The sequence below is a fragment of the Streptomyces sp. NBC_01445 genome, assembly GCF_035918235.1.
Lineage (GTDB): Bacteria > Actinomycetota > Actinomycetes > Streptomycetales > Streptomycetaceae > Streptomyces.
Genome location: NZ_CP109485.1, coordinates 5,591,476 through 5,608,395, shown reverse-complemented (window position 1 = coordinate 5,608,395; position 16,920 = coordinate 5,591,476). Strand labels below are relative to the sequence as shown.

Annotated in this window: 16 protein-coding genes; 13 read left to right on the top strand and 3 right to left on the bottom strand. The window is 70.0% G+C overall.

The window, feature by feature from the left end; translation table 11 throughout:
* Positions 1-6: 6 nt before the first annotated feature.
* Positions 7-1,818, bottom strand: a complete 1,812-nt coding sequence (locus OG574_RS25575) for a bifunctional metallophosphatase/5'-nucleotidase (RefSeq protein WP_326775100.1) — start codon at positions 1,816-1,818, stop codon at positions 7-9.
* A gap of 172 nt (positions 1,819-1,990) precedes the next feature.
* Between OG574_RS25575 and mshD the strand changes: the two genes are divergently transcribed.
* The 12 genes from mshD to pstB all read left to right on the top strand — a co-directional run bounded on the left by mshD (position 1,991) and on the right by pstB (position 14,637).
* The gene (gene mshD, locus OG574_RS25570; protein WP_326775099.1) at positions 1,991-2,923 is read left to right on the top strand and encodes a mycothiol synthase; all 933 of its coding nucleotides are present in this window, start codon (positions 1,991-1,993) and stop codon (positions 2,921-2,923) included.
* 135 nt (positions 2,924-3,058) lie between these two features.
* The gene (locus tag OG574_RS25565; RefSeq protein WP_442816936.1) at positions 3,059-3,448 is read left to right on the top strand and encodes a GntR family transcriptional regulator; all 390 of its coding nucleotides are present in this window, start codon (positions 3,059-3,061) and stop codon (positions 3,446-3,448) included.
* Positions 3,445-4,365, top strand: coding sequence for an ABC transporter ATP-binding protein (locus OG574_RS25560; RefSeq protein ID WP_326775097.1), 921 nt, complete (start codon positions 3,445-3,447; stop codon positions 4,363-4,365). The genes OG574_RS25565 and OG574_RS25560 overlap by 4 nt, the downstream gene beginning before the upstream one ends.
* The gene (locus OG574_RS25555) at positions 4,362-5,372 is read left to right on the top strand and encodes a hypothetical protein (protein WP_326775096.1); all 1,011 of its coding nucleotides are present in this window, start codon (positions 4,362-4,364) and stop codon (positions 5,370-5,372) included. The genes OG574_RS25560 and OG574_RS25555 overlap by 4 nt, the downstream gene beginning before the upstream one ends.
* Positions 5,369-6,316 (top strand): ABC transporter permease, encoded by a 948-nt coding sequence (locus OG574_RS25550; protein WP_326775095.1) that lies wholly within the window; start codon positions 5,369-5,371, stop codon positions 6,314-6,316. The genes OG574_RS25555 and OG574_RS25550 overlap by 4 nt, the downstream gene beginning before the upstream one ends.
* Before the next feature lie 112 nt (positions 6,317-6,428).
* Entirely contained in the window at positions 6,429-8,801 is a 2,373-nt protein-coding gene (locus OG574_RS25545) for an RNA degradosome polyphosphate kinase (protein WP_442816849.1), read from the top strand.
* On the top strand, positions 8,782-9,843 hold the full coding sequence (locus OG574_RS25540; RefSeq protein WP_326775093.1) for a CHAD domain-containing protein: 1,062 nt from the start codon (positions 8,782-8,784) through the stop codon (positions 9,841-9,843). Before OG574_RS25545 ends, OG574_RS25540 begins: the two co-directional genes overlap by 20 nt.
* Entirely contained in the window at positions 9,840-10,298 is a 459-nt protein-coding gene (locus OG574_RS25535; protein WP_326775092.1) for an NUDIX hydrolase, read from the top strand. Before OG574_RS25540 ends, OG574_RS25535 begins: the two co-directional genes overlap by 4 nt.
* Positions 10,299-10,536: 238 nt before the next feature.
* Complete coding sequence (gene pstS, locus OG574_RS25530) at positions 10,537-11,667, top strand: phosphate ABC transporter substrate-binding protein PstS (protein ID WP_100595601.1); 1,131 nt, start codon at positions 10,537-10,539, stop codon at positions 11,665-11,667.
* Positions 11,668-11,766: 99 nt separating this feature from the next.
* Entirely contained in the window at positions 11,767-12,768 is a 1,002-nt protein-coding gene (pstC, locus tag OG574_RS25525) for a phosphate ABC transporter permease subunit PstC (protein WP_326775091.1), read from the top strand.
* Positions 12,765-13,835 (top strand): phosphate ABC transporter permease PstA, encoded by a 1,071-nt coding sequence (pstA, locus tag OG574_RS25520; RefSeq protein WP_326775090.1) that lies wholly within the window; start codon positions 12,765-12,767, stop codon positions 13,833-13,835. The genes pstC and pstA overlap by 4 nt, the downstream gene beginning before the upstream one ends.
* A gap of 25 nt (positions 13,836-13,860) precedes the next feature.
* Positions 13,861-14,637, top strand: a complete 777-nt coding sequence (gene pstB, locus OG574_RS25515; RefSeq protein ID WP_100595598.1) for a phosphate ABC transporter ATP-binding protein PstB — start codon at positions 13,861-13,863, stop codon at positions 14,635-14,637.
* Between the two features lie 107 nt (positions 14,638-14,744).
* On the opposite strand, the gene OG574_RS25510 is transcribed toward pstB, so the two are convergent.
* Together OG574_RS25510 and OG574_RS25505 are read right to left on the bottom strand one after the other, a co-directional pair.
* Positions 14,745-15,743: an inorganic phosphate transporter gene (locus tag OG574_RS25510; RefSeq protein ID WP_100595597.1), complete on the bottom strand. Its 999-nt coding sequence runs from the start codon at positions 15,741-15,743 to the stop codon at positions 14,745-14,747.
* 9 nt (positions 15,744-15,752) lie between these two features.
* A complete protein-coding gene (locus OG574_RS25505) occupies positions 15,753-16,373 on the bottom strand; it encodes a DUF47 domain-containing protein (RefSeq protein WP_100595596.1) in 621 nt (206 codons plus the stop codon).
* A gap of 188 nt (positions 16,374-16,561) precedes the next feature.
* Between OG574_RS25505 and OG574_RS25500 the strand changes: the two genes are divergently transcribed.
* Complete coding sequence (locus OG574_RS25500) at positions 16,562-16,912, top strand: metal-sensitive transcriptional regulator (protein ID WP_100595595.1); 351 nt, start codon at positions 16,562-16,564, stop codon at positions 16,910-16,912.
* Positions 16,913-16,920: the final 8 nt, after the last annotated feature.

Below are 16,920 nucleotides of genomic sequence, written 5' to 3'. Positions count from 1 at the left end.
CAGCCATCACTTCACGATCGTGATCCGGTCCGCCTTCGGGGGCGCGATCGGCGACGTGGCCGACGAGTTGGCCGTCAGATAGTCGTTGAACGCCTTCAGGTCGTCGCTGCCGACCAGCGGGTTCTTGCCCTGGCCGAGCGCCGCGAAGCCGTCGCCGCCGCCCGCGAGGAACGAGTTCATCGCGACGCGGTAGGTCGCCGCCGGATCGATCGCGGCGCCGTTCAGCTTGATGGAGTCGACGACGACCCGGGCCGCGCCCGTCTTCGTCATGTCGAGCGTGTACGTCAGGCCCGCCGACGGCTGGAGGATCTTCGGCGAGGACTCGTTGGAACCGCTGACCTGCTGCTGGAGCGCGGCGATGACCTGCGCGCCGGTCAGGTCGGCCAGGTTCACGGTGTTGCTGAAGGGCTGCACGGTGAAGCCCTCGCCGTAGGTGACGACACCGTCTCCCTCGCTGCCGCTCGCCTTGTACACGAGGTCGGAGCGCACGCCGCCGGGGTTCATCAGGGCCAGCGAGGTCTTCGGGTCGAGGGTCTTGGCGTGCGCGAGCTGCGCGTCCGCGATCAGATCGCCGAGCGGCGCCTCCGGCGAGGCGGCGCCGCGGCCCGGGATGTCCGCCGAGATGTATCCGACGGGCTGGCCCGCGACGGGCGCGGCCATCTTGTTCCAGCGGCCGATGAGCGCGGTCATGTCCGCGGCCTTCGGCTGCGTGCGGCTCACCACGTGGTTGGCCGACTTCACCGACGTACGCACGATGTCCTTGGTGCGGCGGTCGTACGTCAGCGTCGTGTCCGTGTAGAGCTTCCCGTACGAGGACGCCGAAGTGACCAGGCGGGGCTTGCCGGACGGGTCAGGGATCGTACAGACGTACGCGTTGTGCGTGTGGCCGGTGACCAGCGCGTCGACCTTCGGCGAGATGCCCTTGGCGATGTCGACGATCGGGCCGGAGATGCCCGCGCCACCGCTCGGGGAGTCGCAGTCGTAGTTGTACGAGCCGGAGGCCGGCACGCCGCCCTCGTGGATGAGCGTGACGATCGACTTCACGCCCTGCTTGTCGAGGATCTTGGCGTACTTGTTGACGGTCTCGATCTCGTCGTGGAACTTCAGGCCCTTGACGCCGTCCGCGGAGACGATGTCGGGGGTGCCCTCAAGGGTCACGCCGATGAATCCGATCTTCACGCCGTTGTGCTTCCACACCCAGTAGGGGGCGAGGATCGGCTTGCCGGTCTTCTCGTTCGTCACATTGGCGGCGAGGTAGGGGTAGTCGGCACCCTTGAACTTCTTGCCGTCCTCGAAACAGCCGTCCTTGGGGTGGCAGCCGCCGTTCTGCATGCGCGCCAGCTCCGTGGCGCCCTCGTCGAACTCGTGGTTGCCCACGCTCGTGACGTCCAGGTCGAGCTTGTTCATCGCCTCGACGGTGGGCTCGTCGTGGAAGAGCCCCGACAGCAGCGGGCTGGCCCCGATCAGGTCGCCGGCCGCGGCGGTGACGCTGTACGGGTGGCTCTTCCTGGCCGTCCGCAGGGACGTCGCGAGGTACTCGACGCCGCCCGCGTCGACCTTCCTCGTCGTGCCGTCCGGCAGGTTCTCCGTGACCTGGCCCGAGGAGCCGGCCGGCGGCTCCAGGTTGCCGTGGAAGTCGTTGAAGGAGAGCAGCTGCACGTCGACCGTGCGGCGGTGCTCGTCCCCGTGGTGCCGGTCCTGCGTGGCGTTCGCGGGCAGCGCCGCGACGAGCGCGCCGACGGTGGCGAACCCGGCCGCGGCGGCGAGTAGCCGCGATGCGGCGCGGCGCCCGGGCCTGTGTGGTGTCAGCGGAGTCATGGGTACGTCCCCCTGTGTGGGTGCTGTGAGGCGGCGGTGGTGGCGGTGTGCCGTGACCAAGTCGGCAGCCTAGGGTCAACGCGCGTAGCACAACAGGTGTTTGCCGGTTACGGGCTGGTTGCCATCACCCGCCGCAAGCCCGGCACGGGCCCGTCGCCGTACCCTCTTGTGCATGACCAGCGATGCCGTGCCCACCGCCCCCGACCGCCAGATCGAGACGCTCACCGCCCTCACTCCCGACCAGGCGGAAGCCGTCCTGGAGATCCTCGTCGACGCCGCCCGTGCCGACGGGCAGCAGGCGGTGTCGGAGCAGGGCAGGCTGCAACTGCGCGGCGGCCCCAGGGAGGGCGTGCGCCACTTCCTGCTGAAGGTCGACCGCGAGCTGATCGGGTACGGCCAGCTGGAGGACACCGACCCGATCGAGGCGCCGGCCGCCGAACTCGTCGTGCACCCCGCGCACCGCGGGCACGGGCACGGGCGGGCGCTCGGCTCGGCGCTGCTCGGCGCGTCCGGCAAGCGGCTGCGGGTCTGGGCGCACGGCGGCCACTCGGCGGCCCGGCACCTCTCGCAGGTCCTCGGCCTGACCCTGTTCCGTGAACTGCGCCAGATGCGGCGCCCGTTGGCCGAGGGGCCCCCGCTCGCCGAGCCGGTGCTGCCCGAGGGCGTCGCCATCCGGACCTTCGTGCCCGGCGAGGACGACGCGGCCTGGCTCGCGGTGAACGCGGCGGCGTTCGCCCACCACCCCGAGCAGGGCTCGCTGACCCAGCGCGACCTGGACGACCGCAAGGCCGAGCCGTGGTTCGACCCGGCCGGCTTCTTCCTCGCCGTACGGGAGGGCGACGGCGAGGTCATCGGCTTCCACTGGACCAAGGTCCACGCCGAGGAGCAGCTCGGCGAGGTGTACGTCGTCGGGGTCGCGCCCGGCAACCAGGGCGGCGGCCTCGGCAAGGCGCTCACGGCGGTGGGCCTGCGGCATCTGGCCGCGTCGGGCATGCCGACGGCGATGCTCTACGTGGACGCCGACAACAAGCCGGCGGTCACGGTCTACGAGCGCCTCGGCTTCGTCACGCACGAGACGGACCTGATGTACCGCACGGAGTCGTAGCCGGTCGCAGAACAACGGTCACAGAACAACAGAACACGGGCGAGCAGCACCCGAGGGGCAGTCGTCACTTGACACTGCCCCTCTCTTGCACCACCCTTTCACTACTTGATTAGTGAAAGGGTGGTGTTGAAGAACGTGGTCGAGTACCGGATCGACCGGCGCAGCGGCGTCGCCACCTATCTGCAGATCGTCCAGCAGACCCAGCAGGCCCTGCGCCTCGGCCTGCTGGCGCCCGGCGACAAGCTGCCCACGGCCCGCGAGGTCGTCGAAGCCACCGCGATCAACCCGAACACCGTGCTCAAGGCGTACCGCGAGCTGGAGCGCGAGGGCCTGGTCGAGGCCCGCCGCGGTCTCGGCACGTTCGTCCGCAGGACGCTCGGCGCGGTGGCCCCGGCCGACTCCCCGCTGCGGGCCGAACTCGCCGGCTGGGCCCGCCGCGCCCGCGCCGCGGGCCTCGACCGCGAGGACGCGGCCGCCCTGTTCGGCGCCGTACTGGACGAAAACTTCCCGAAGGGGGAACAGTGAGTTCCACCAGCACCACCCCGGCCGTCGCCATCGAGGCGACAGGGCTCGGCAAGCGCTACGGCCGTCACGGCCACGCCGCGCTCGACCTGTGTTCCTTCCGGCTGCCCGCCGGGCGGGTCAGCGCCCTGGTCGGGCCCAACGGGGCGGGAAAGTCCACCCTCCTCGCCATCGCCGCGGGGCTCCTGCGCCCCAGCTCGGGGCACCTCACCGTCCTCGGCGCCGCCCCCGGCGTGCACCGCGACCGCGTCGCCTACCTCTCGCAGGACAAGCCGCTGTACCCGCAGCTCTCCATCGCGGACACCCTGCGCATGGGCGCCGAGCTGAACCCGGGCCACTGGGACGCCGCGTACGCCGACAGGATCATCGAGCAGGGCGACCTCGACCCCGCGGCCCGGGTCCGCTCACTCTCCGGCGGACAGCGCACCCGCGTCGCGCTCGCCCTCGCGCTCGGCAAGCGCCCCCAGCTGATGCTCCTCGACGAGCCGATGGCGGACCTCGACCCGCTGGCCCGCCACGAGCTGATGGGCACGCTGATGGCGGACGCCGCCGAACACGGCACCACCATCCTGATGTCTTCGCACATCGTCGCCGAACTGGCCGACGCCTGCGACCACTTGCTGCTCCTGGGCGCCGGCCGCATCCGGCTCGGCGGCGGCATCGACGACCTGACGGCCGCGCACAGCCTGGTCACCGGGCGCGGCACGGCCGCCGACCTCGCTCCGCACACCGTGGTCGAGTCCCGCGCCGCCGGCCGCGGACTGACCGCCCTGATCCGCCGCGACGGGCCGCTCGACAGCGCGTGGGAGGCGCAGGAGCCGTCCATGGAGGAGCTGATCCTCGCCCATCTGCGCAACCCCGGCGCCCCGGCGCTGATCACCCCGGGCACGGCCGCGTCCGCCGTGGCGGTGACGGCATGACGACACTCATCGACAACGCGGGCAGCACCGGCCGCCCCACCGCGCGCCGCACCCTCCCCGGCCCCGACGGCCTCGTCTGGACCGTGCTGCGCCTGCACCGCACCGCGCTGTGGGTGTGGACGGCGTATGTCGCCCTCACCGCGGGCCTGCTGCTGTGGCTGTGGGGACCTGGCGCGAGCGCGGCGCAGAAGGCGTTCGACGTGTTCGGCTACTCCGGGGCACAGGACAACGCGTTCCAGGGGTCGGCCCCGGTCATCCTCATCGGCGGCTCGTTCGACTCGCTCTTCTACGAGCCGTCCTCGCTGATAGGCATCGCCTCGTGCGCGATCGCCGTGTTCGCCGCGGGACCGCTCATCGCGCGCGAACTGGAGCTGGGGACCGCCCAGTTGGCGTGGACCCAGTCCGTGTCGCCCGCCCGCTGGCTGGCCGCGAAGCTGGCCGTGCCCGCGGTGTTCGTCGGCGTCGGAACGGGTCTGATCGTCGTCCTGTACCGGCTCGTGTGGAACGCGCACAACCACCTGCTGGTCGCGGGCATCGGCCCCCGCTCGTTCTACTTCTCCATCGGCCCCGCCACCGTCGCGACCGCCCTGTTCGGCCTCGCGGTCGGCGTGCTCGCCGCCCTCGTCCTGCGCCGTACGCTGCCGGCCCTGGTGGTCGCGGGTGTCGTGCAGCTCCTGGCCGGCGCGCTGCGCGGCAACAACTGGCCGTTCCAGCACTCGCCGTTCTCGCGTCTTCAGCCCGAACTCCCCGTCCACAGCAAGGCGATCACGTCCTCGGGCGCCAAGGTCTCCGACCCCGGCTGCTACCTGAGCCAGAAGTGCCTCGACCGCCACGACATCACCGGCTTCACCCGCACCTACCTCCACTCGCCCGACTACTGGCCCCGCCAGCTCGCGGAGACGGGCATCCTGCTCGCCCTGACCGCGCTCGCCGTCGTCGGCGCGTTCCTCGTCCTGCGCAGGTACCAGGCGCGCACGCACCAGCCGAAGAAGGAGACCGCAGCATGAGCACCGCCACCTTCTCCCCCTCGACCGGGCTGACCTGGACCGTGCTGAAGGTGCACCGGCTCGCCCTGTGGCTGTGGGTCGCCTACGTCGCGATCACCGCCGCGATGCTGCTGTGGCTGTGGGGGCCGGGCTTCTCCGGGCTGCACATCGCCGGCAGGTGCGTCGCGGGCGTCACGAACACCTGCACGGTCACGGGTCCTGGAGCGGGCACGTACGAGTACGTGCTCATGCTCACCACGAGCCTGATCATGTTCGTGCCCGCGATCGCGGCCGCCTTCGCGGGCGGGGTGCTCTTCGGCCGCGAGCTGGAGCGCGGCACCGCCGCCCTCGCGTGGACGCAGTCCGTCTCCCCGGCCCGCTGGCTGACGACGAAGCTCACCGTCCCGGCCGCGTTCCTCGTCGTCGGCACCGGCATCCTCGTGGCCCTGCGCCGCCTGGTGGCGTCGGGAGCGAGCAGCCTCCCCTCGAACCAGTGGTTCACCGAGGGCATCTACGGCGTCCTCGGCCCGACCGCCGTCGCGCTCCCGCTGCTCGGCCTGGCACTCGGCGCCCTGGTCGCGTTCATCTCCCGGCGCGTGATCACGTCGATGTGTGTCTCGCTCGCCCTCACCGGCATCGTGATCACCGCGCTCGGCGAGATCCGGGGCCGCCTGTGGCCCGCCGCCACCGTCACCGGGAATGTCCGCGAGGGCTACCGGGGCTTCACCGGCCTCTTCCTCGACGAGGGCGCGGTCACCGCGAGCGGCGCCCACATCGCCGATCCCCTGTGCCGCGACAGCACGAGCTGCCTCGCCCGGCACAATGTCACCGGCTTCTACCGCGAGTTCCAGCCGTCGTCCCACTTCTGGCCGCTCCAGCTCGTCGAAACGGGCATCCTCCTCGGCCTGACGGCACTCACGGTGACGGCGGTCTTCGCCCTCCTGCGCAGGAATCTGCGGCCGTAGGCGACCGCGGGGCCTGTCGGGGCGTCTGTGGACGTCCCCGGGACGCCCCGCCATGCCCCGCACGTCATGTCGCCGTAACCAACCATTCAGACGGGCTTGCCACCCTCACAGAATGCAGCCCGCCGCGCCCGACCCCACCGGGGCACCGGCGGAGCGCTCCCCGAACGGGAGACTCCGCCTCACGCCCGCGCTCTCCGACGCGCCCATCGTGGTCCAGGCGCGGAAGAATGGGGCCATGAGCCAGCAGAACGCCCAGGACCAGGCCTCCGACCGGCAGGCGCAGCCGTCTGTCGGCTCGATAGCCGCGCACCGCCCGCACACCGTGGCAGGCGGTGACTTCAAACCCGATCTCCCCGAGCTCACGTCCGACATCGACGCCGACCCCGACGAGTTCGAGGACTACAGCGCCGAGCTGCCCCAGGGCCGCTTCCTGGACCGGGAGCGCAGCTGGCTCGCCTTCAACGAGCGCGTGCTCGAACTGGCCGAGGACCCGGACACCCCGCTCCTGGAGCGGGCGAACTTCCTGGCGATCTTCGCGTCGAACCTGGACGAGTTCTTCATGGTCCGCGTGGCCGGACTCAAGCGCCGTATCGCGACAGGCGTCGCCACCCGTTCGGCCTCAGGGCTCCAGCCCCGTGAGGTTCTCGAGCTGATCTGGAACCGCTCGCGCGAGCTCATGGCCCGGCACGCCGCCTGTTTCCAGGAGGACGTCGCCCCCGCGCTCGCCGACGAGGGCATCCACCTGGTGCGCTGGGAGGAGCTCACCGACAAGGAGCAGTCCCGGCTCTTCACGCTGTTCAAGCAGCAGATCTTCCCGGTGCTCACTCCGCTGGCGGTGGACCCCGCGCACCCGTTCCCCTACATCTCCGGCCTGTCCCTGAACCTCGCCGTCGTCGTGCGCAATCCGGTCTCCGGGCACCGCCACTTCGCGCGCGTCAAGGTGCCGCCGCTGCTCTCCCGCTTCCTGGAGGCCTCGCCGCAGCGCTACGTCCCCATCGAGGACGTCATCTCGGCGCCCAAGCACCTGGGCGAACTGTTCCCCGGCATGGAGGTCCTGGAGCACCACATGTTCCGGCTGACCCGGAACGAGGACCTGGAGGTCGAGGAGGACGACGCCGAGAACCTCCTCAAGGCGCTGGAGAAGGAGCTCATGCGGCGCCGCTTCGGCCCGCCGGTGCGGCTCGAGGTCGAGGAGACCATCGACCGCTACGTCCTCGACCTCCTCGTGCGCGAGCTGAAGATCAGCGAGTCCGAGGTGTACCCGCTGCCGGGCCCCCTGGACCTCACGGGCCTCTTCGGCATCTCGAGCCTCGACCGGCCCGAGCTGAAGTACCCCAAGTTCATCGCGGGCACCCACCGCGACCTGGCCGAGGTCGAGTCCGCGTCCGCGCCCGACATCTTCGCCGCCCTGCGCGAGCGGGACGTGCTGCTCCACCACCCGTACGACTCGTTCTCCACGTCCGTGCAGGCGTTCCTGGAGCAGGCCGCCTCGGACCCGGACGTCCTCGCGATCAAGCAGACGCTGTACCGGACCTCGGGCGACTCGCCGATCGTCGACGCGCTGATAGACGCCGCGGAGTCCGGCAAGCAGGTCCTCGTCCTCGTCGAGATCAAGGCCCGCTTCGACGAGCAGGCCAACATCAAGTGGGCGCGCAAGCTGGAGGAGGCCGGCTGCCATGTCGTATACGGCCTCGTCGGCCTGAAGACGCACTGCAAGCTGTCGCTCGTCGTGCGCCAGGAGGGCGAAACGCTGCGGCGCTACTGCCACGTCGGCACGGGCAACTACCACCCGAAGACGGCCCGCCTCTACGAGGACCTGGGCCTGCTCACCGCCGACTCCCAGGTGGGCGCCGACCTCTCCGACCTCTTCAACCGGCTGTCGGGCTACTCGCGCCGCGAGACGTACCGCCGTCTCCTCGTCGCCCCCAAGTCCCTTCGCGACGGCCTCATTTCGAGGATCAACAACGAGGTCCAGCACCACCGCGCCGGCCGCCCCGCCTACGTCCGCTTCAAGGTCAACTCGATGGTCGACGAGGCCGTCATCGACGCGATGTACCGGGCGGCGCAGGCCGGCGTACCCGTCGACGTGTGGGTCCGCGGCATCTGCGCCGTGCGGCCGGGCGTCGCGGGCCTGTCGGAGAACATCCGCGTACGGTCCGTGCTCGGCCGCTTCCTGGAGCACTCCCGGGTCTTCGCCTTCGGCAACGGCGGCGAGCCCGAGGTCTGGTTCGGCAGCGCGGACATGATGCACCGCAACCTCGACCGCCGCATCGAGGCCCTGGTCCGGGTCTCCGACCCGGCTCACCGCGGCGCCCTGAACCGGCTCCTGGAGACGGGGATGTCCGACACCACCGCCTCCTGGCATCTGGGACCGGACGGGAACTGGGTCCGGCACGCCAAGGACGCGGAGGGCCGGCCCCTGCGGAACGTACAGGAGATGCTCATAGACGCCCGGAGGCGCCGGCGTGGCACAGCAACACCTTGAGACAACGGGAGCGGAGGGTTCCGCGGGCGAGGTCGTCGCGGCCCATCTGCGCGAGCAGGCCACGGAGTTCCTGCGCTCCCTGCGGCAGCACCGCGAGAGCGGCGGCGCCGCATCCGGGGGAACCGCCGAGGAGGCGGCCGACGCGGCGCGCGCCCTGCGCCGCTCGGCCCGCCGCATCAGCGGCACGCTCCACACGTTCCGTCCCCTCCTCGACCCCGAGTGGTCCGACGCGCTGCGCCCCGAACTGGCGTGGCTGTCGGGCACGCTGGCGCAGGAACACGCGTACGCGGGCCGCCTGGAGCGCCTGCTCTCCGCGCTGCACCGGCTCTCCGGCGCGCACGCGGTCCCGGCCCAGGCCCCCGCGGCTCTCGCCGGGCGGGTGGGCACGGCCCAGCTGCCGCGCAACGAGAACACGGCCTCGGGGAATCTGACCGTGGGCGCGGCGAAGGCGGGCGCCCTCCTGGAGCGCCAGCTCACCCTCGCCCGGACCCGGGCCCACTCGACGGCGCTGCAAGCACTCGGCTCGTCCCGCTTCCACGCGGTCGCGGACAACGTCGCCGTACTCGCCAGCGAGGTCCCGCTGCGCGCCGCCCCGGCCGACCTCGACGCGCTGGCCGCCACCGCGGAGTCCCGCCTCGCCGAGGCCGTCGCCGCGCTCCCCCTCCACCGGGCGGGCCACCCCTACAACGCGGAGGCACTCGTCCAGGGCCTCACCGCCGACACGGCGCCCCCGTCCCAGGACGCGCCCTGGCACCACGTACGCCTCCTGCTGCGGCTGCACCGCTATGCCCGGGAGGTCGTGCCGTGCGGACCCGGCGGCGGGCCGACCGACGCGGAGACCGAGGCGGCCGCCTCGCTCGACCGGCACCGGGACGCCGCCGAGGCCGCGGCCGCCGCGGCCCACGCGGCCCGCACCCCGCGCATCGCCCCGGCGACGGCCTACGCGCTCGGCGTCCTGCACGCCGACCAGCGCCACGAGGTGGAAGCGGCCCGTTTCGCGTTCCAGCGGGCCTGGCTGAAGGAGACGGTCCACACCACATGAGCAGCGGCGACGACACGATCCACGCGGCCGGCTGCGTGCTGTGGCGCCGCTCCTCCTACGACGACGTTCCCCAAGCTCTCGACTTCGAGCGAGCAGGGGAGGCCCCCATCGAAATCTGCCTCGTGCACCGGCCCAAGTACGACGACTGGTCGCACCCCAAGGGCAAGCTGAAGCGCGGCGAGGAGGCCCTCGCGGCCGCGCTGCGCGAGGTGGCGGAGGAGACCGGCTTCCAGTGCGCTCCCGGCGCCCGCCTCCCCACCACCCGCTACATCGCGAGGGGCCGGCCCAAGCGGGTCGACTACTGGGCCGCCGAGGCGACGGACGGCGGGTTCACGCCGAACCGCGAGGTCGACCGCGTCGCCTGGCTCGCCCCGGCCGCCGCCCGTCACCGTCTGTCCCAGCCCCGCGACAAGACGCTCGTCGACGCGCTGCTCAACGCCCTCCACCTGGCATAGTCGCAATAAGTATCCGCGCCGTCACAAAACGTCACACATTACCTCACCGCACCGACCGCCGAGGTTCACCCGCCGTTCACTCATGCCCATCGGTCGCTTCACCTGTCCTGCCTAATTTCGGCCGTACACGGTGCGAGTCGCCCACAAGGGCGAACACCGCACCGCCTACCTGGAACGAACAGACTTCGCACGCCGTCCCGGATCTCCGACCGGCGGCTCCTGGAAGGAACATCCGAAAGTGAAGCTTCAGCGCAAGAACCGGCTCCGCGCCCTCTCCCTCGGCGCCATCGCCGTCTCCGGCGCCCTGGCCCTCACGGCGTGCGGCTCGGACGACACGAGTGCCAACGGCGGTTCGAGCAGCGGCCCGACGGCCAAGGCCGGCAGCATCAAGTGCGACGACGCCAAGGGCCAGCTCCTCGCGAACGGCTCCTCCGCGCAGGCCAACGCCATCCAGGCCTGGGTCAAGGCGTACACCGCCGAGTGCAAGGACGTTCAGATCAACTACAAGCCCGAGGGTTCGGGCGCCGGTGTCACGGCGTTCACCCAGGGCCAGGTCGCCTTCGCCGGCTCGGACTCCGCGCTGAAGCCCGAAGAGGTCACCGCCTCCAAGAAGGTCTGCTCCGGCGGCCAGGGCATCGACCTCCCGATGGTCGGCGGCCCGATCGCGGTCGGTTACAACGTCCCGGGTGTCGACAACCTGGTCCTGGACGCCAAGACCCTCGCCCAGATCTTCGACGGCAAGATCAGCACCTGGGACGACGCGGCCATCGCCAAGCTGAACCCCAAGGCGAAGCTGCCCAAGACCAAGATCCAGGCGTTCCACCGCTCGGACGAGTCCGGCACCACGGACAACTTCACCAAGTACCTCAAGGCCGCCTCCCCGGCGGACTGGAAGTACTCGGGCGGCAAGGCCTGGCAGGCCAAGGGCGGCCAGTCGGCGCAGGGCTCCTCCGGCCTCGCCCAGCAGGTCAAGCAGACCGCCGGCGCGATCTCCTACTTCGAGCTCTCCTACGCCAAGGACGGCATCAAGACGGTCGACCTCGACACGGGCGCCTCCGCGCCGGTCAAGGCCACCGTCGAGAACGCCACCAAGGCGATCTCCGAGGCCAAGACCGTGGGCACCGGCAAGGACCTCGCCCTCGAGCTGAACTACGCGACGAAGGCCGACGGCGCCTACCCGATCACCCTCGTCACCTACGAGATCGTCTGCGACAAGGGCAACAAGGCCGACACCTTCAAGGCCACCAAGTCCTTCCTCACCTACATCGCGAGCCAGGACGGCCAGGACTCCCTGGCGGCCCTCGGCTACGCGCCCATCCCCGCCGAGATCAACGCCAAGGTCCGCGAGACCGTCGCGAGCCTGAGCTGACCCAGTGTGCGGCCCGTCCCCGATCGGGGGCGGGCCGCACCGTCCGGTGCATCGCCGCCTGGAGCCGCCCGACCGCGGCTCCGCAGACCGGAGAACCCCATGGATATATCCACGAAGACGACTGCTCCACCCGCCCCCGCCGACCCGCCCACGCTGCAAAAGCGCGCGGCCCGCGGCGCCACCCGCCCCGGTGACCGGATCTTCCTCGGTCTCTCGCGCGGCTCCGGCATCCTGCTTCTGGTGATCATGGCCGCCATCGCGGCCTTCCTCACCTACCGCGCCTCGTTGGTGCTGTCCAAGAACGACGGCAACTTCCTCACGACCTTCGAGTGGAACGCCAACGCCACTCCGCCGGTCTTCGGCATCGCGGTCCTCGCCTTCGGCACGATCGTGTCCTCGGTCATCGCCATGGCGATCGCCGTCCCGATCGCCGTCGGCATCGCGCTGTTCATCACGCACTACGCGCCGAAGAAGATCGGCGGCGTGATCGCGTACGTCGTCGACCTGCTCGCCGCCGTACCGTCCATCGTGTACGGCCTGTGGGGCGCCCTCTTCCTGGTGCCGCACCTCACCGGCTTCTACAGCTGGCTCAACGACTACTTCGGCTGGACCGGCATCCTCGAGTGGCAGGGCGGCGCCCCGCGCACCCTCCTCGCCGTCGGCATCCTGCTCGCGATCATGATCCTCCCGATCATCACGAACGTCAGCCGTGAAGTCTTCCGGCAGGCGCCCCTGATGCACCAGGAGGCCGCGCTCGCGCTCGGCGCCACCCGCTGGGAGGTCATCCGCATGTCGGTGATCCCCTTCGGCCGCTCCGGCGTCATCTCCGCCTCGATGCTCGGCCTCGGCCGCGCGCTCGGCGAGACCATGGCCGTCGCCACGGTCCTCTCCCCCAGCTTCGAGATCAACGCCAGCCTGCTCGACCCGGGCGGCGGCACCTTCGCGCAGAACATCGCCGCGAAGTTCAGCGAGGCCACCGAGCAGGGCCGTGACGCGCTCATCGCCTCCGGTCTGGTCCTGTTCATCATCACGCTGGTCGTGAACGGTGCGGCCCGCGCGATCATCGCCCGCCGCAAGGAGTACTCGGGGGCCAACGCATGAGCAACGCAACCATCACCCCGCCGGCCCCCGGCACCAACTCCCTCAGCGCCGCGCGCCTGCCGCGCTGGGCCCCGTACGCCATCGCCGCCGGCGCCGTCGCGGTCGGCTGCGCGATCGGCCTGGGCGCCGGACTCGACAGCCAGATCCAGTGGGGTCTGATCGCCGCGGTCCTGTTCGTGCTCGGCACGTACGGCATCGCCACCGCCGTCGAGGGCAAGCGCCAGGCCAAGGACCGCGTCGCGACCAGCGTCGTCTGGGTCGCCTTCATCCTCGCCGTGATCCCGCTGGTCTCCCTGATCTGGGAGACCGTCTCGCGCGGCGTGAAGGTCCTGGACGTCTTCTTCCTGACGCACTCGATGGGCGTCGTCACCGACTACGAGCCGGGCGGCGGCATCTACCACGCCATCATCGGCACCCTGGAGCAGGTCGGCCTCGCCACCCTGATCTCCGTGCCGATCGGCCTGCTCACCGCGATCTACCTGGTCGAGTACGGCCGGGGCAAGCTCGCCAAGGCGGTCACCTTCTTCGTCGACGTCATGACGGGCATCCCGTCGATCGTCGCGGGCCTGTTCATCCTCAGCTTCTGGATCCTGATCCTCGGCTTCAGCTACTCCGGCTTCGCCGGATCGATGGCGCTGTCCATCCTGATGATCCCGGTCGTCGTCCGCTCCACCGAGGAAATGCTCAAGCTCGTCCCGAACGAGCTGCGCGAGGCCTCCCTCGCGCTCGGCGTACCGAAGTGGCGCACGATCCTCAAGGTCGTCCTGCCGACGTCGATCGGCGGCATCACGACCGGTGTGATGCTGGCCATCGCCCGTATCGCCGGTGAGACCGCGCCCGTACTGCTGCTGGTCTGGGGCAACCCGCTCATCAACACGGACCCGTTCCAGGGGCCCCAGTCCTCGCTGCCGCTGTACATCTACCAGCAGTACCAGAACAGCGGCGGCAGCCCGGCGGCGTACGACCGTGCATGGGCGGCGGCTCTCGTCCTCATCGCCTTCATCATGATCCTCAACCTGGTGGCCCGCGGCATCGCCCGCTGGAAGGCCCCCAAGACCGGCCGCTGACGCGGCATCTGGAAGTGAATTAGTTATGGCCAAGCGAATCGACGTCAGCGGCCTCACCGCGTACTACGGCTCCCACAAGGCGATCGAGGACATCTCGATGACCGTGGAGCCCCGCTCCGTGACGGCCTTCATCGGCCCGTCCGGCTGCGGCAAGTCCACCTTCCTGCGCACCCTGAACCGCATGCACGAGGTCACCCCCGGTGGCCGCGTCGAGGGCAAGGTGCTCCTGGACGACGAAGACCTCTACGGCACCCACGTCGACCCGGTCGCCGTGCGCCGCACGGTCGGCATGGTGTTCCAGCGCCCGAACCCGTTCCCCACCATGTCGATCTTCGACAACGTGGCGGCGGGCCTGCGTCTGAACGGCTCGTACAAGAAGAGCGAGCTCGGCGACGTCGTCGAGAAGTCCCTCAAGGGCGCCAACCTCTGGAACGAGGTCAAGGACCGCCTGAACAAGCCCGGCTCCGGCCTCTCCGGCGGCCAGCAGCAGCGTCTGTGCATCGCCCGCGCCATCGCGGTCGAGCCCCAGGTGCTCCTCATGGACGAGCCCTGCTCGGCCCTCGACCCGATCTCGACCCTCGCCATCGAGGACCTGATCGGCGAGCTCAAGGAGCGCTTCACGATCGTCATCGTGACGCACAACATGCAGCAGGCGGCCCGCGTCTCGGACCGCACGGCGTTCTTCAACCTGTCCGCGGTCGGCCAGCCCGGCAAGCTCGTCGAGATCGACGAGACCGAGCGGATCTTCTCCAACCCGTCGGTCCAGGCCACCGAGGACTACATCTCGGGCCGCTTCGGCTAGACACCACCAGCTCCTTGCGGTGCTGCATGGCGGTGCCACCGCAAGGCAAAAGGGCCCGCCCCCTGGCTCCCGGGGGGCGGGCCCTCTTTTCGTACGAAGACTGCGTACTAGCCGAAGGCCAGATTCACGATCCAGAAGCTCCCCGCCGCGACCAGCGCCGCGGCCGGCATCGTGATGAACCAGCCCAGGACGATGTTCTTGGCGACGCCCCAGCGGACCGCCTTCACGCGCTTGGTGGCGCCGACGCCCATGATCGCCGAGGTGATGACGTGCGTCGTCGAGATCGGCGCGTGGAACAGGAACGCCGAACCGAACATGATCGACGCACCGGTCGTCTCCGCCGCGAAACCCTGCGGCGGGTCCAGCTCGATGATCTTGCGCCCGAGGGTCCGCATGATGCGCCAGCCACCCGCGTACGTACCGAGGGACAGCATCAGCGCGCAGACGAGCTTGACCCAGACCGGGATCGGGTCGCTGTAGGTCTCGTGCCCGGAGATGACGAGGGCCATCACCACGATGCCCATCGTCTTCTGCGCGTCCTGGAGACCGTGGCCGAGCGCCATGCCGGCCGCCGACACGGTCTGCGCGATACGGAAGCCGCGCTTGGCCTTGTGCGGGTTGGACCGCCGGAACAGCCACAGGATCGCGCACATGACGAGATAGCCGACGATCAGACCGATCACCGGCGAGGTGAGCATCGGGATGACGATCTTGTCGAGCACGCCGGACCAGTAGACGGCCGTCCCGCCGGCGAGCGCCGCGCCGACCATGCCGCCGAACAGCGCGTGCGACGACGAGGACGGCAGGCCGAAGTACCAGGTGACCAGGTTCCAGATGATCGCGCCGACGAGCGCGGCGAAGAGGATGCCCATCCCCTTGCCGCCCTCGGGAGTGGCGATGATCCCCTCACTCACCGTCTTGGCAACGCCGCTTCCCATGAAGGCACCGGCGAGGTTCATCACCGCGGCCATCGCGAGCGCCGCCCGAGGCGTCAGCGCACGCGTGGAGACCGACGTGGCGATGGCGTTCGCCGAGTCGTGAAAGCCGTTCGTATACGTGAATCCGAGCGCGACGCCAATCGTCACGATCAGTGCGAAGGTGTCCATGAGAAGGCCTCAGGACTCCTTGACGGCGATGGTCTCCACCGTGTTCGCCACGTGCTCGAAGGCATCCGCCGCCTCTTCGAGCACATCCACGATCTGCTTGAGCTTCAAGACCTCCATGGCGTCGTACTTGCCATTGAAGAGTTGCGCGAGCAGCTTGCGGTGGATCTGGTCGGCCTGGTTCTCGAGCCGGTTGACCTCGATCCAGTACTCGGTGAGGTTGTCCATGGTCCGCAGGTTCGGCATGGCCTCGGCGGTCAGCACGGCCGCGCGCGCCAGAACCTCGATCTGCTGCTCCACACCCTTGGGAAGCTCTTCGACCTGGTAGAGGACGACGAGGTCGACGGCCTCCTCCATGAAGTCCATGATGTCGTCGAGGGACGACGCGAGCTTGTAGATGTCCTCGCGGTCGAAGGGCGTGATGAACGAGGAGTTCAGCTGGTGGAAAATCGCGTGGGTGGCGTCGTCACCGGCGTGTTCCGCTGCCCGCATCCGCTCCGCGATCTCGGCCCGGGCGGAGGAATCCGCCCCGAGCAGTTCCATCAGGAGTTTCGAGCCCGTGACGATGTTGTCCGCGGATGCGGCAAACATGTCGTAGAAGCTCGTCTCCCTGGGGGTCAGACGAAAGCGCACGTGGGGTCCTCGGGGTGCTTTGGATTCGGTCAGGCTGATGCTAGGCGCATCATCCGGCCACGGCTAACCGGCAATACCCCAGTGTCGCCCATCGGGCACTGTGATGAGCACGGGGTCCCGCGAACCCGTCGGACCCCCTCGAAATTCGGTACCATATACCCACTAGGGGTATACAACGGGAGGACGCGATGACCACGGAAGCGACCGAGATCGTGACCGACCACGACGGCGGGACAGTGACGGACCACGACCGTGGAATCCACGGGTACCACCACCAGAAGGCCGAGCACCTCAAGCGCCTGCGCCGCATCGAGGGCCAGATCCGGGGCCTGCAGCGCATGGTCGACGAGGACGTCTACTGCATCGACATACTCACGCAGGTCTCCGCTTCCACGAAGGCTCTCCAGTCCTTCGCGCTCCAGCTCCTCGAGGAGCACCTGCGCCACTGCGTCGCCGACGCGGCGGTCAAGGGCGGTGAGGAGATCGACGCGAAGGTCGAGGAGGCGACGAAGGCGATCGCCAGGATGCTGCGCACCTGAGACGCCCG

What these genes read in the sequence shown, in the direction of transcription:
- OG574_RS25575 (WP_326775100.1), bottom strand. Translation starts at nt 1,818, where the DNA reads ATGACTCCGCTGACACCACACAGGCCCGGGCGCCGCGCCGCATCGCGG.
- mshD (WP_326775099.1), top strand. Translation starts at nt 1,991, where the DNA reads ATGACCAGCGATGCCGTGCCCACCGCCCCCGACCGCCAGATCGAGACG.
- OG574_RS25555 (WP_326775096.1), top strand. Translation starts at nt 4,362, where the DNA reads ATGACGACACTCATCGACAACGCGGGCAGCACCGGCCGCCCCACCGCG.
- OG574_RS25550 (WP_326775095.1), top strand. Translation starts at nt 5,369, where the DNA reads ATGAGCACCGCCACCTTCTCCCCCTCGACCGGGCTGACCTGGACCGTG.
- OG574_RS25545 (WP_442816849.1), top strand. Translation starts at nt 6,429, where the DNA reads ATGCAGCCCGCCGCGCCCGACCCCACCGGGGCACCGGCGGAGCGCTCC.
- OG574_RS25535 (WP_326775092.1), top strand. Translation starts at nt 9,840, where the DNA reads ATGAGCAGCGGCGACGACACGATCCACGCGGCCGGCTGCGTGCTGTGG.
- pstC (WP_326775091.1), top strand. Translation starts at nt 11,767, where the DNA reads ATGGATATATCCACGAAGACGACTGCTCCACCCGCCCCCGCCGACCCG.
- pstA (WP_326775090.1), top strand. Translation starts at nt 12,765, where the DNA reads ATGAGCAACGCAACCATCACCCCGCCGGCCCCCGGCACCAACTCCCTC.
- pstB (WP_100595598.1), top strand. Translation starts at nt 13,861, where the DNA reads ATGGCCAAGCGAATCGACGTCAGCGGCCTCACCGCGTACTACGGCTCC.
- OG574_RS25510 (WP_100595597.1), bottom strand. Translation starts at nt 15,743, where the DNA reads ATGGACACCTTCGCACTGATCGTGACGATTGGCGTCGCGCTCGGATTC.
- OG574_RS25500 (WP_100595595.1), top strand. Translation starts at nt 16,562, where the DNA reads ATGACCACGGAAGCGACCGAGATCGTGACCGACCACGACGGCGGGACA.